This is a genomic window from Corynebacterium pilosum DSM 20521 = CIP 103422 (assembly GCF_000373805.1).
In the GTDB taxonomy this organism is placed as follows: Bacteria; Actinomycetota; Actinomycetes; order Mycobacteriales; family Mycobacteriaceae; genus Corynebacterium; species Corynebacterium pilosum.
Genome location: NZ_KB892455.1, coordinates 13,898 through 27,441, shown reverse-complemented (window position 1 = coordinate 27,441; position 13,544 = coordinate 13,898). Strand labels below are relative to the sequence as shown.

Sequence of the window (13,544 nt, the reverse complement as noted above, 5' to 3'; positions counted from 1 at the left end):
TGTTCCGGTCGCCGTGCTGGTAGCCGAGGTGGGCATCCATCTCGGCGTTGAGGCCCCGGTTGATCGAGGCCTGGAGCAGGCCCCGGACGAGATCGTTGGCATCCGTGGTGGAGGTGCCGAGCTCGTCGATCAGCTTCGCCATCTCAGGATTGGCGAGGAGCTTTTCCTCGATCGCTTTGATCTTTGCGGAGTCCTCTGGGTTTCGTCGTGCCACGGTAGTCATTCTGGTTCATCTCCTTGGTGTGAGGGGAATCCCTCACACACAAACCATCTGACACCCTCTGGAGAAGCGATTAGCAAACGCTTGTCGCGATTGTGCCCCGTTGTCATCGATGACCCGGTTGTGTGAGTCCCCCATCTCTTTCAATCCTGACACTGAGGTGAAAAGCGAAAAATCTGGAAGAGAACCGTATTTGAAATCCATTCCGAGACTAACTGCAGGTTTCTCCAGTTGTGATACTGCCGCAGCCACGTCGGCCGGCACTATGTTTAGAAAATTTCCCCCGTTAAGCATGTTTACAGTTCCTTTAGCCTTTCCAAAAATTTGATTGCTCGCTGACAATGGACTTCTTGGTTGTAAGGTTTTGATGCGTCAGCCGAGAAAGCAATTAGATGCCCACGCTCGGTGGAAACGACAGCCCCGCAATTATTGAATTCTTCGTCGGGAGCGACGAAAAGAAACATCCCAGGAACCTCGGCAGAAATATCGTCTGAAATGATTTCAGTTTGCTGCAGAAAGTCATCCTTACTTGCTAGGTTTCCTGAGAGAAGCAGTCCCTCCAAAACTGGCGTATCAGTGGAGAGAAGCGTGCAACCCATTAGCGTGCTCTCGTTGAGCGGCACCGTCACCCCATCAGTCGTGTAGCCCAGCTCCGCGAATTCTTCGTCAGAGATTTCTTGGCACGGGTCGAAGACATCTGGGTAGACTTCCAGCGGATCGAATGGCCCGAGTTCCAAAGTGCCGGATTCAAAATGAAACGCATCGACAGTCTCGATGTCAGGCTCCGGCTCGACGACCTCAGTGACAACCTCAGTCACGGCAGCGGCAGGCTCCGCGTCGCCGGCCGCTGAACAAGCAGGCAGCAACGACGACAGCGCTACAACAACAGCACCGATTCTGAGTTTCATGGCCCCTCCCCCGAGTACGTTTCACCGGCGTCCATAATCCTGACACAACCGCGAAAGACACGCAGAACTTACTACTTCAACATCACCCGCTGGGGCACGTGATGCAGCCTCTGCCCCAGCGGGTGGCACGTACTCGGCCCACAAGACAGGACAAGTGCCCGCTCATGGACCGTCACCAGCCCGCCATGGAGCACTCCCCCATTGCCCTCCCCCGGTGCGACGAACTGGTGAACATGATCATGGCACAACAAGAAACACCCCGCAGAACTTGTCACGACAAGAGTTCGGCAGGGTGTTCGTCGTAAAGCGAAAGCTAGAAACCGTCGGGGCTGGCGATGCGTTCGCGGAACAGGCCACCGGGGCCCGTGTTATCGGCGCCGGAGACCACGCCGACGAAGCCTCGGCCGGGGATCCAGGCGGGTGATCCGGAGTCACCGGGGCCGACGCCAGGCAGGTGACCGTTGACGTTCTTGCCACGTACATCGGTGACTGGTCCGCAGACGACGCGTGCATCGGTGCGATCCCAGGCGCACAGATTCTCGCCGGGGCGGACGGTGTGGGCGGGGACGCGAGCATCACCGGTATGAACGTTGGCGCCCATGTGCACGCCGTCGACGAAGCGGATCCGGGCGACGTCGGTGGCACCTGTGTTCAGGGCAAGCATGTTGGACTTTTCGACGAAGCCGATCAGCTGGGAGCGCGAGTTAAAAACAGGTTCGCCCGGGAAAGCGCAGTGGGAGGCGGTGTAGCCGACACGCGCGGCGCGGTCGACGTAACCCAAGGTGCATGTGTTCCAGACGAGGCCGCGGAACCCGAGGATCTCATCGCCCTGAGTGACGGTGGTGCCACGCGGCGCGGCGACGCCAAGCGCAGGCGCGGCAGCCGAGGAACCCTCCACGGAAACCGACGACGCCGACGCGGCAGGCGCCAAGCCCAACCCGACGACCATGGCGCACGCCACCGCAGCCAATTTTCCGAAACGCATGTTGCCTCCTGTTACTAGTGTTGCCGTCAAGCTTACACGGCGGAACATAACGCGCCTGAGGTAATGAAAGAAAAGACTAGGGCTACTTTACCCCCGCGCGATTATGTTGTATCTCACACATTCTGGCCATATGTGGTCGAATTTACTAACTTGAAGGATGTAATCGTTTTCATCGATGGAGGAAGCCATGGCACAGGAGAACAGAACTGCTGCCGGACACTCCCCCACCGTCGCGGAAGTGGCGGCCGAGGCAGGAGTGTCTACCGCCACCGTGTCGAGGACGATCAACGGAAGCGCCACGGTTTCGCAAGAAACGGCAAATAAGGTGAGCCAGGCGATGAAGAAGCTTGGCTACGTCCCAAACGCTTCGGCACGAGCGCTTCGCAGTCAGCGCACGGGAACAATCGGAGTGATCCTTCCGGGCTTCGACAACCTCTTTTACTTCGAACTGTTACCCCATATCGAAGCCGAATGCCGGAAACATGGATACGCAGTACTCATTGCAGGCGGAGAAGATCCCACAGCAGAATGCCAGCGCTTGGCGAACAGTAGAACCGTCGACGGGATCTTGATCGTTTCCTCCTCTTGGGAGCCGAACAAGAAGCCACTGACCGATAAGGACATTAGCCTTCCCGTCCTCTCCTTCGACCGCCCAATTGGGCACTCCAACCTGCCGCTTGTCTACACCGACAATGTCGCTGGCGCAGAAACCATTTGTCAGCACCTCATTGATTGCGGGGCTAAGTCCATCCTGCATATTGAGGGACCGAAGGGGTCGCCGGTTTCAGAGGAACGGAAATCGGGCTTCTTAAAGGCCTGCGCTCAAGCGGAGTTGGAAGATGTGCAACTGGCCCCTGGGGATTTCACTGCAGAATCGGGCGCAGAGGTCGTCGAAAAGCGCCTGGATAACCTGCCGGAAGCGATCTTTGCAGCCAATGACCTCATGGCAATCGGCGCGCTCATGACGTGTGCAAAACACGATGTTTTGGTGCCAGATGAGGTTCTTATCGCAGGATTCGATGGAATCACCACTGCCTCCCTAGTGCAGCCATCGCTAACGACGTTGATCCAACCCATTGAAGAAATGGCTCGGGTGGCAGTCGAACAGCTCATTCAACGGGTCTCTGGCGAGGACAGCGCAGCGCCTTCGACTTTCCGAATCCCTGGAACCCTACGAGTCGGAGGGTCGACCACGAGATAACCCCGACGAAGCATTGTTGCACTGCTGCAACTGAACTTTAACCATCACCCAGCATTGAAGTAATCGTTTACATTGGAGGAACTATGGCACACCCGCAGGTGCAAGTTTTCGTAGTCGGAAGCGCAAATCTCGACCGCTTCCTTACCGTTGAAAATTTCGTCTCTGAGGGCGAAACAATCGCCGCCACCCGGCTCGAAGAATCAGTCGGCGGCAAAGGCCTCAACCAAGCCGTCGCCTCGGGTCGGGCGGGGGTAGATACCGTCATGGTCGGGGCTGTTGGGCAGGACTCAGCAGGAGAAACCCTGTTCCGCCACTGTTCTGAAGAAACGTTGCTCGACCTATCCCGCGTCAATGTCTTGGACGGGATGGATACCGGCCAGGCCTTCATTCAAATCGGTGCGAACGGCAACAACGCAATCGTCGTGGTACCAGGCGCAAACGGCCATGTCTCAGCCGACAACGTGCGATCCACGTTGGACCTTGCCGCGCCTAACGACGTGGTGGTATGCCAGAACGAAATCCCCAAGAGCATCACCCTCGAAGCTCTCCGATACGCGAAATCCCAAGGGTGCCGCACCATCTTGAACCTCGCGCCAGGCTCCCCTGATGAGGATTTTCTCGAGGACGTAGACATTTTGGTCGTCAATGAGATCGAGGCCGCGACTCTCCTTGGTGAAGCGTCGGCAGACCCCGAGCGTGCTGAAAATATGCCCGCAGAAATCCATCGTCGTTTCGGCGTGGATGTCGTGGCCACCCTCGGTGAACGAGGAGCCATCGTGGCTGCCAAGGACGTGCACTGCTCACTTCCCGCTCTTCCGGTCGATATCAGCGACACAACCGGCGCTGGCGATGCGTTCGTCGGCACGTTCGCTGCTCTGCTTGCTGAAGGCGCTTCCATTGATGCCGCAGCCCGGTTTGGCATTGCCGCCGCTACAGCCGCCTGTTCGGCACCGGGGGCGCAGGGTTACACGCAACGACGATCAGAATTTGAAGAACTCGCCCAACAAGTCAAGCCCCTCGTGGCCAACTAAGAAAGGAAAAATCATGTCCACCTCAACTGATGTGAGACGCACACCCACCGGGGAGGCTGTTTCACTCTTACTCGCCCTCCTGGTTGCGGTGTTTGCCTTCCAGCTCAACGCGTCCATGCTCTCGCCGGCTCTGGCGACGATGGAGTCAGAGTTGAATGCGACCGCAGCGCAGATCGGGCTGACACAAACAGCATTCTTTACCGCAGCAGCTCTTTTCTCGTTATTCCTTCCACGCTGGGGCGACCTCATTGGTCATCGTAAAGTGCTGATCGGAATGATGCTAGTCACCGGTATCGGCTGCGTCGTAGCAGCACTGGCCCCGAACGTCACCGTCTTATTTATCGGACGTGTGATTCAAGGTGTGGCAGGGCCAACGGTGCCACTGTGCCTCATCATGCTGCGCCAGCAAGTGCCTAATGAGAAGCAGTACGCCCTGTACATGGGCATCCTGACCTCAGTCAACGGTGGCATTGGTGGTGTCGATGCGCTGGCTGGTGGGTGGCTGGCAGGCACCTTCGGATTCCGCTCCATCTTTTGGGTCATGGCTGGTTTCTGCGTCGCGGCAGTCATTGCCGTCCGCTTCTTTACACGCGAATCCCGTGCTGAGGAGCACCAGCCAATGGACTGGGCAGGCGTGTTGCCGCTCGCCATCGCGATTGGTGCGCTGCTCACCGCCTTCAACGAGGCCGGAAAGATTCAAGACGCCAACTGGTGGCTGGTCGTGCTGCTGGTCGCGGTCGGTGTACTGGGTGTGGTCGTCTTCTGGAATGTGGAAAAGAAGGTGGAGCATCCGCTTGTCACCGTCGACTACCTGAAGCAACGCCGCACCTGGGCCCTCTTGCTCACCACGTTGCTCACCATGACTGGCGTGTTTGCGATCATGAACGGCTTAATCCCCAACTTGGCGCAAGACGCGGTAAACGGTCCGGGCCTGTCCGCGGGCACAGTGTCGTGGTGGACGCTCACCCCCTATGCCTTGGCAGGCTTGGTCTTCGGCCCGATTGCCGGCATGCTGGCAGCAAAGTTCGGATACAAGAATGTCCTGCAGATTGGTATTGCAGGTACGTTCATCGGAGTCTTGGCCGCGATCTTCCTGTCTGATTCCCCAAGTCCGGCAACGCTGCTTGGCATCTCCCTTTTCGTCGGCATCACCTACGCAGGTACTGCCAACATCATGCTCAACGGGCTCGGTGTCGTCCTGTCCCCAGCCGATAACCAGGGCTACTTGCCAGGCATGAACGCAGGCGCGTTCAACCTCGGCTCTGGAATCTCATTCGCCATCCTGTTCGCTGTAGCGACCATCTTCGCCGATAGCGGCGGTGGCTACGCTGCAGGCATGATCGCTGGCGCGGTCCTGCTGGCGGCGGCATTCCTCATCTCTTTCCTCATCCCCAAACCCGAAACCATTTCGGATACGTTGGCAGCACAAGCTGCGCGTGAAGAACAAGAAGAACTAGGAGTCAATCACAATGCATAAGATCATTCTCGACTGCGATCCTGGCCACGACGATGCCGTCGCAATGCTGCTCGCACACGGCAATCCGGAGATCGACTTGCTCGGTATCACCACCGTCGGCGGAAACCAGACATTGGAGAAAGTCACATTCAACGCCCGCCAGGTCATGACCATCGCGAACATGAACAACGTGCCCCTCTACGCGGGCGCCACCCGCCCCTTGGTACGCCCAGTTGAAGTGGCCGAAGATATCCACGGCGATACCGGCATGGAGATTCATGGATACGAATTGCCGGAACCGACGGTCGATGTGACCGAAGGCAGTGGCGTGCAGTTCATCATTGACACCATCATGTCCCACGAACCCGGCACGGTAACTTTGGTGCCCACCGGCCCGCTCACCAACATCGCTTTGGCTGCCCGCATGGAACCACGCATCGTCGAACGTGTGAAGGAAGTCGTCCTGATGGGCGGCGGGTACCACGTAGGAAATTGGTCGCCCGTCGCTGAGTTCAACATCAAGATCGACCCCGAGGCGGCGCACATCGTGTTCAACGAGCCGTGGAAACTCACCATGGTTGGCTTGGACCTGACCCACCAAGCCCTCGCTACACCGGAAGTTGAGGCTGAGATCAAGGCCATCGGTACCGACACAGCTGACTTTGTTGTTGGACTGTTCGGCGCGTTCCGCGAGAATTACAAGGACGCGCAAGGATTCGATAACCCTCCGGTGCACGATCCATGCACCATCGCCTACCTGATTGATCCTTCGATTGTGGAAACCCAGAAGGTTCCGCTCGACGTGGAACTTGATGGCAAGCTCACGACCGGCATGACGGTGGCCGATTTCCGTTCACCAGCCCCGGCGGATTGCCACACTCAGGTAGCAACGAAATTGGATGCCCCGAAGTTCTGGGATTTGGTGGCATCGGCTATCCGCGCAATCGGCTAAAACCAGCGGACCATTCGATCAGCTGCGTCCCCGGCAACCTAGACACCAGTAGACTAAACAGCCATGAAGGGCATTATTCTCGCTGGCGGTTCAGGGACGCGGCTGTACCCCATCACTAAGGGGATTTCGAAGCAGCTGATGCCCATTTACGACAAGCCGATGATCTACTACCCGCTATCGACGCTGATCAGCGCCGGCATCCGGGAGATTTTGATCATCACCACTCCGGAGGATCAATCCGCTTTTCGACGATTGCTTGGCGACGGTTCCACCTGGGGACTGATGCTCGATTATGCGGTGCAGCCACAACCAGAGGGGCTGGCGCAGGCGTTCATTATCGGTGAAGAGTTCATTGGCGATGACTCTGTAGCGCTCGTCCTGGGTGACAATATCTTCGAGGGCGCACAGCTCTCCGGCGCGCTTGCGCACTCCCTAGACCCAGATGGCGGCATGATTTTCGCCTACGAGGTTTCAGACCCGCAGCGCTATGGCGTGGTGGAGTTCGATGCGGCCGGCACCGCGCTATCTATCGAGGAAAAACCAGACCACCCGAAGAGTAATTTCGCGGTCGTGGGGCTGTATTTTTATGACAATGCGGTCGTCGATATCGCGAAGCAAATCCGGCCGAGCGCACGCGGCGAGCTGGAGATCACGGCGGTGAATGAGGCCTACCTCAACCAGGGGCGTTTGCAGGTGCGCCGTTTGCAGCGCGGTGATGTGTGGCTGGATACGGGCACGATCGATTCGATGAGTGAGGCCAGCGCCTATGTTGAGGTCATCCAGAAGCGTACGGGCACGATCATTGGTAGCCCGGAGGTCGCGGCATACCGGGAGGGGTTCATCGACGCAGCCCAGCTGGAGAAACTGGCCACGCCGATGATGAAGTCCGGCTACGGCGCGTACCTGCTGGACGCGATCGATCTATAGTTAGGTGCCATGCAGTCCCCCACTTCCGTCACGGCGCTCATGTCGATTTACGCGCGCACCCAGCCCGCCGAGTTGCGCGCAGCCCTTGATTCGCTGGTGGCGCAGTCGCTGCCGGCTGAGCGGATCGTCGTGGTGATCGACGGCCCGGTGCCCGATTCGCTTCGCTCACTTATCGACGAATACCCTTCGGTTCTGCCACACCCGCTGGAGGAGAACCAGGGCCTTGGGGCGGCGTTGGCCGCAGGAATGGAGCAGGTGGACACCGAGTTTGTGGCGCGCCTTGATTCTGATGACATCGCCTTTCAGCAGCGTTTCGAAAAGCAGGTGGAGTTCTTGCGCGCCCACCCGGATGTGGCGGTGGTCGGCACGGCGGTGCAGGAGTTTGATGACGACACTTTTCGTGCCACCGGCCAGCTGGAATCGTCGTTAGGCGAGGTTCGCCGGCTGCCGGAAGACCCGAGCGGGTACGCGAAAATCAATTCGCCGCTGAACCACCCGTCGGTGATGATGCGCACGGCCGACGTGCGCGAGGTCGGCAGCTACCGCCACCTGCCGTTTATTGAGGACTATGACCTGTGGGCCCGGCTGCTGGCGGCGGGCAAGCAGCTGCGCAACATGGAGGAGCCGCTGACGTATTTCCGCGTCAGCGATGCGCAGTTGGCGCGCCGCACGGATAAGAAGATGCTGGCGTCAGAGATCCAGATGCAGAAGAACCTGGCCAGCTACGGGCTCGTGTCGCGCCCGCGGGCGGTGGCCAACCTTGTGGTTCGGACTGTGTACCGAATGTTGCCTGCTGGGTTGCTGCGCAAAGTCAATGGGATGCTCTTCCACCGGAAGCGGTTATGATTGGGAAACATGAACGCCACCCAGGATTTTCGCGACACCTGGCTGATCGTGCCCTGCTACAACGAGGGGCAGGTGATCCGCCAGGTGGTGGAGCACGCCCGCGAAGCTTTTCCGAATATCGCGGTGGTCAACGATGGTTCGAAGGATAATTCGCGGGAGGAGATCCGGGCGTCGGGTGCGCACCTGGTGGACCACCCGGTGAATTTGGGCCAGGGCGCTGCGATCCAGACCGGTGTGGAATATGCCCGCGCGCAGCCCGGCGCGCAGTTTTTCGTCACCTTCGACGCCGACGGCCAGCACCAAGTCAAGGATGTGGTGCGGATGGTGCAGCGGTTGCGCGAGGAGCCGCTGGATATCATCGTCGGAACGCGTTTTGCTGGCCAGGACAATTCGCAAGTGCCGTGGATTAAGCGACTCGTGCTCAAGACGGTAGTCCTGCTCAGCCCGCGGACCAGGCGTTTGGGGCTGACCGACGCCCACAATGGCCTGCGCGTGTTCAACAAGAAGGTCGCTGATGAGATGGACATCCGGATGAATGGGATGTCTCATGCCAGTGAGATTGTCGGCATGATCGATACGCACAAGTGGCGGGTAGCCGAGGAACCGGTGGACATTTTGTACACGGAGTACTCGATGAGTAAGGGGCAGTCGCTGATTAATGGCGTGAATATTTTGGCCGACGGCATCGTGGCGAGGAGGCTGTAGATGATCCAATTAATCTTGCTCATTGCGGCGATCGCGCTGGTCGCCTACTTTTTCCTCAACCGCAAGAAGGCTCGGGCGAAGGCCTGGGTGAAGATCGTGTTCGTGCTGCTCGCGATCGCTGCGGTGTGGGCGATTTTGCGTCCCGACGATCTGACCGTGATCGCCAACTGGCTCGGCGTAGATCGTGGCACCGACCTAATGCTCTATGCCCTCGTGGTCGCATTTTTCTTTACGACGATGAGCACCTGGGTCCGGTTCCGTGAACAGGAACTGCGCTACGCGCGCCTGGCACGTACCATCGCCATCCAAAATGCTGAAAAGCCGGAGGACCGCGCACGCTAGCACTGATTAAGCAGTGGTAGCAGGGCTGCTACCGTTAGGTGCGTGTCTACAACGAAGAACGAAACAAAGACGAAGATCCCCGCGTTAATGTGGGCGTTCACCATTGTGCTGGCGCTGGGCGCGGCACTGGGTGGTTATATCATCGGCCTGAACGAGGGTCGCGATCAAGCAGCGACCGCGGCCGTGTCGCAGGCTCCGCAGCCGTCCGATGGCCAGGCTGGCGAGCGTGCGAGCCAGCCTGCGGATATTTCAGACGTTAAGCCCGGCACCGATTTTAGTGATGAGGCGCGTGACGCGACCCTCTATGGCGCCGGCGACGACGGCGAGGTCGGTCGTCGAAACGCGGACGATGCCATGGCGATGGGTGCGGTGGACGCACCGATCGTGATCAGCGAATTCTCCTCCTTCGGCTGCCCTTATTGCGCGCGCCACAACAATGAGACTGAGCAGCGCATCGTCGAAGAATACGTCGAGACCGGGCTAGTGCGCCTAGAGTGGAATGACTTCCCCATCAATGGGCCCAACTCCGAGGATGCCGCACGTGCAGGCCGCGCCGCCGCTGAACAGGGCAAATTCTTCGAATTCAAGGACGCGCTCTTCGCCGAATTTGAGGAGCGCGGCGGCCAGTTCACGCAGGAGGACTTTCTCCGCTACGCCGAGGAGGCTGGTGTTGCAGACCTAGACAAGTTCGCGGCCGACGCCACCAGCGACAAGTACGACGAGGCCATCGCCGGTTCGCGCCAGTTCGGCTCTGAGTTGGGGATCGACGGGACGCCAAGTTTTGTGATCGGCACCCAAACCATCTCAGGTGCGCTGCCTTTCGAGCAGTTCGAGGTAGTGATCAACGAAGAACTCGTCGAATCGCAGGAGCGCGTCTAGGCACCACTGCCCCAAGCCTAACCAGACCTGTGGAGCCGAGTACACCACCATTATTGGTATTGGAATTTTAGTCTCGGGGTTGAACGGTAGTTCACTGCTCGCCTAACCGCCGCGAAAAGCAATGATTTGTGGAAAGTCAGTATGTGCACTACCTCAAGGGGTGTATGCCACCACCCCTATCGGCTCTTGGACAAAAGCCCAGGAAGTTGTTTTCGTCGCCGGAAAAACAACTTGAAACAACTTTAGTCGCGGAAGTTGACATTTGCGCAGGTCAAAATTGTTTTAAGTTGTTTTGAAGTTGTTTGGTTACGCACTAGGGCATGATCCACCGGGTGTTGGAACCTCGACTGGGTCCTGTCGGATCGATGACCGCGCGCCCAAGGCTGCGTAGGTGTCGAAGATGATCGGTTATCTCCTCGCGCGGAACGCCAAGTGCTTCGGCTGCATCGGCAGAACGGATTGAGTCGCCTTCGGAGAGCTTCGTCTCCAACCACTCTTGAACAGAAACTGCAGCCAACTGCCTCGCACCAGTTTTTCCCATAAGTCCTCGCGCAGTGTCGCCGAGGACCCATTCGGCTGCGTCGCGGACGGGTTTAAGCAGATCAATATCGACGAGCGTTTCCATCAGCTGTCGTACTTCGAGGGAGTTTGCTTGGGTTTTTTCGCCTGCAGTCTTTTCCGTGATGAGCGGGGCATTCCAGAGGTGCCAAACAACGATTAAACAGTTCACGCTGAAAATGATCTCGTTGCCAAAATGGGCCGCAAGCTGGTGTAAAGATTTGATAAAACCGACATCGGGGGTCCCCGCAGAGAGGAAGATTTCGACGGAGACATCTGTCGGGTCAACCCGAGGGGCATCACGACCGGTTTGAATCATCGAAGCCCACATCCGGTCGAATCCGCGAGAGCTTTCTTCGGCGAGTCCGAGCATGCGCATGGCGCCGATAAGACGGGGATTGCGAGGAATTGACTGCGTTGTCAGTAGCTTCTCCGGCTTCACCCCAGCGGGAAGTCCCCCTGGGGAAAATACTTTGAGCAAGACAGGTGACTGGTCGATGACGACAGGCCCTGGGCGCTGCCAATCCCGGTGGATCAGAGCATTGGAGACACTTTCATCAATCGCCTGTTCGGGGAAGCGTGGAATGGCAATCTCTTGGCCATCTTCAAATTGGACGCGGGTGATTTCATCATCTGCGCTATGCGCTATTTGACGCCGCAATGCCTGCAAAGAAAGTAGAAGAGGATCTGTATACTCCGTAACCCTAGGATCACCGCCGGGAAGTGGTCGCCACAAATACCTAATACTTGGTTCAGTGGCTGGGGTGGGGAGGAGAAGGATGGCCCCCGCCATATTGAGTTGGCCCTCATCGGTCAAAAGTCCGATTTCCCGGAGCAATCCTGTCGTGGTCTCAGGAAGAGAGGGGTCAGCTCCTGTCTGCCTGCGGCGAAGGCTGAGCAAGCGCCTGACTTCTGAGATCACTTCCAGTGGAATGTCTTCAATGTTGTGGTGAGACGGTCGGCGTGAAAAGTCTGGATTCGCCCGGACTGCGCGGATTGCTACGCGGTCTTCCTCTGTGACTGGGATGCATCGGGTCCCCACCCTGCGTAGCGCACCACCATCACGGCGTGTGTACAAGGTGAGCGCTTCGGGAATGTGGACGATAAGAAGTCGGGCACCGTGGTAGTGCTCTACTCTTGCGAGGACGCGCAGGTTTGGAACCGTTCTATTAAATACTTTGTGCTCAACATCATCGGGCTCCAGCGAAGTGCCAAAGAATGCCTCTGGCCCACCGATCCTGTCAGCAACCCCGATGACAATGCTTCCGCGAGCTGACTCGCTGTTGGCCATGCAAATTGATTCGTTGATGATTTTCTCGATGAAGGGCGCTCGAGTCTTTTCTACTGAAGAGCGGTGGGCTGGGTCCTCTTTGAATTCCAAAGTTTCGCTCTCGACGGAATCTGCAATAGCCCCTGCAGCAATACTGTCTAGGGCTTTGAGAATTTCTGGAGACAGCGTCATAGGCGACATTCTACATAACCCCAGGAAGTTGTTTTCGTCATCGGAAAAACAACTTGAAACAACTTTGATGGAGGAAATTGGCATTTACGCAGTTCAAAGTTGTTTTAAGTTGTTTTGAAGTTGTTTCCCGTCGCCCCCAAGCCCGCTTAGGCACCACGGAAGTAGTCGACGGTACGGGCCACGCCCTCGTCGATACGCACCTGCGGCTCCCAACCCAACACGCGCTTGGCCTTGGAGTAGTCGAGGGCGCTGCGTGGTAGGTCGCCGAGCCTGGCGGGTGCGAGCTCAGGGTTATCGGGGGCCCCAGCGGCACGCGCGACGAGGGTGTGGAGTTCGCGGTCGGTCGTCTCCACGGCGGTGCCGATATTGAAGCGCTCTCCCCCGCCGACATCGCCCGCCGCTAGATAAAAGGCGCGCACCACATCGCCGACATACACATAATCGCGGGTATTCGTGCCCCCACCGAACACGCGGGTGGGCTTACCCGACAGCAGGTTTTGCGCAAAAATCGCAACAACGCCCGCCTCACCGTGGGGATCCTGGCGCGGGCCGTACACGTTTGACGGGGCGATGTGCGAGCACTCCAGGCCATAGAGGTTACGGAACATGTTCAGGTAGACCTCGCCGGCATACTTCGAAGCCGCGTACGGCGAGTACGGGTCCACGGGCGAGGCTTCGGACACCGGGAATTCTTCCGGCTCGCCATAAATCGCGCCACCCGAAGACGTGTGGACGATCTTGCGCACCCCGTGCCTCCGCGCCGCATCGGCCAGGCGAATCAGCGGCAGGATATTTGTTTCGGCGTCCTCGACGGGCTTTTCGACGCTTGCTCTTACATCGATCTGTGCCGCCAAGTTGAAGACGACTTCCGGAGTGTGCTCCTTAAAAAGCCGGTTGTAGTCGGCCGTGCGCACATCGGCGTGGACGAAAAAGGCGCCGGGGTTCAGGTTGGATTCTTTCCCGTGTGACAAGTTGTCGACAACGGTCACCTGGTGGCCTTCGTCGATAAGCAAATCGACCAGGTGTGATCCGATGAACCCGGCGCCGCCGGTGACAAGAGTACGCATAGGCA

Annotated in this window: 13 protein-coding genes and 1 pseudogene; 9 read left to right on the top strand and 5 right to left on the bottom strand. The window is 58.2% G+C overall.

Annotation, left to right across the window (positions count from 1 at the left end):
• The 3 genes and pseudogenes from B097_RS13720 to B097_RS13135 form a co-directional block, all read right to left on the bottom strand.
• Positions 1-223, bottom strand: a pseudogene (locus B097_RS13720) (IS256 family transposase); the annotation flags it as partial.
• A gap of 293 nt (positions 224-516) precedes the next feature.
• A complete protein-coding gene (locus B097_RS0106995; RefSeq protein WP_018581825.1) occupies positions 517-1,128 on the bottom strand; it encodes a DUF3558 family protein in 612 nt (203 codons plus the stop codon).
• Between the two features lie 313 nt (positions 1,129-1,441).
• The gene (locus B097_RS13135) at positions 1,442-2,113 is read right to left on the bottom strand and encodes a hypothetical protein (RefSeq protein WP_018581824.1); all 672 of its coding nucleotides are present in this window, start codon (positions 2,111-2,113) and stop codon (positions 1,442-1,444) included.
• A gap of 187 nt (positions 2,114-2,300) precedes the next feature.
• On the opposite strand from B097_RS13135, the gene B097_RS0106985 reads away from it, so the two are divergent.
• The 9 genes from B097_RS0106985 (at position 2,301) to B097_RS0106945 (ending at position 10,452) form a co-directional block, all read left to right on the top strand.
• Positions 2,301-3,314, top strand: coding sequence for a LacI family DNA-binding transcriptional regulator (locus B097_RS0106985; RefSeq protein ID WP_040429476.1), 1,014 nt, complete (start codon positions 2,301-2,303; stop codon positions 3,312-3,314).
• An 83-nt stretch (positions 3,315-3,397) separates the two neighbouring features.
• Positions 3,398-4,345: a ribokinase gene (locus B097_RS0106980; RefSeq protein ID WP_018581822.1), complete on the top strand. Its 948-nt coding sequence runs from the start codon at positions 3,398-3,400 to the stop codon at positions 4,343-4,345.
• 13 nt (positions 4,346-4,358) lie between these two features.
• The gene (gene uriT, locus B097_RS0106975) at positions 4,359-5,822 is read left to right on the top strand and encodes a uridine transporter UriT (RefSeq protein WP_018581821.1); all 1,464 of its coding nucleotides are present in this window, start codon (positions 4,359-4,361) and stop codon (positions 5,820-5,822) included.
• Positions 5,815-6,753 (top strand): uridine-preferring nucleoside hydrolase UriH, encoded by a 939-nt coding sequence (gene uriH / locus B097_RS0106970; protein ID WP_018581820.1) that lies wholly within the window; start codon positions 5,815-5,817, stop codon positions 6,751-6,753. Before uriT ends, uriH begins: the two co-directional genes overlap by 8 nt.
• A 63-nt stretch (positions 6,754-6,816) precedes the next feature.
• Complete coding sequence (gene rfbA, locus B097_RS0106965; RefSeq protein ID WP_018581819.1) at positions 6,817-7,680, top strand: glucose-1-phosphate thymidylyltransferase RfbA; 864 nt, start codon at positions 6,817-6,819, stop codon at positions 7,678-7,680.
• A 9-nt stretch (positions 7,681-7,689) separates the two neighbouring features.
• Complete coding sequence (locus tag B097_RS0106960; RefSeq protein WP_018581818.1) at positions 7,690-8,526, top strand: glycosyltransferase; 837 nt, start codon at positions 7,690-7,692, stop codon at positions 8,524-8,526.
• A 9-nt stretch (positions 8,527-8,535) separates the two neighbouring features.
• Positions 8,536-9,231 carry a polyprenyl-phospho-N-acetylgalactosaminyl synthase PpgS gene (gene ppgS, locus B097_RS0106955; RefSeq protein WP_018581817.1) on the top strand — a complete coding sequence of 232 codons (696 nt, stop codon included), beginning with the start codon at positions 8,536-8,538 and terminating at the stop codon, positions 9,229-9,231.
• The gene (locus B097_RS0106950; RefSeq protein WP_018581816.1) at positions 9,232-9,573 is read left to right on the top strand and encodes a DUF2304 domain-containing protein; all 342 of its coding nucleotides are present in this window, start codon (positions 9,232-9,234) and stop codon (positions 9,571-9,573) included. It begins immediately after the preceding gene.
• 42 nt (positions 9,574-9,615) lie between these two features.
• Complete coding sequence (locus B097_RS0106945; protein ID WP_040429472.1) at positions 9,616-10,452, top strand: DsbA family protein; 837 nt, start codon at positions 9,616-9,618, stop codon at positions 10,450-10,452.
• Between the two features lie 313 nt (positions 10,453-10,765).
• On the opposite strand, the gene B097_RS0106940 is transcribed toward B097_RS0106945, so the two are convergent.
• Both B097_RS0106940 and B097_RS0106935 read right to left on the bottom strand, forming a co-directional pair.
• Positions 10,766-12,472, bottom strand: a complete 1,707-nt coding sequence (locus B097_RS0106940) for an RNA/DNA-binding domain-containing protein (RefSeq protein WP_018581814.1) — start codon at positions 12,470-12,472, stop codon at positions 10,766-10,768.
• Positions 12,473-12,618: 146 nt separating this feature from the next.
• Positions 12,619-13,539, bottom strand: coding sequence for an NAD-dependent epimerase/dehydratase family protein (locus B097_RS0106935; RefSeq protein ID WP_018581813.1), 921 nt, complete (start codon positions 13,537-13,539; stop codon positions 12,619-12,621).
• Positions 13,540-13,544: the final 5 nt, after the last annotated feature.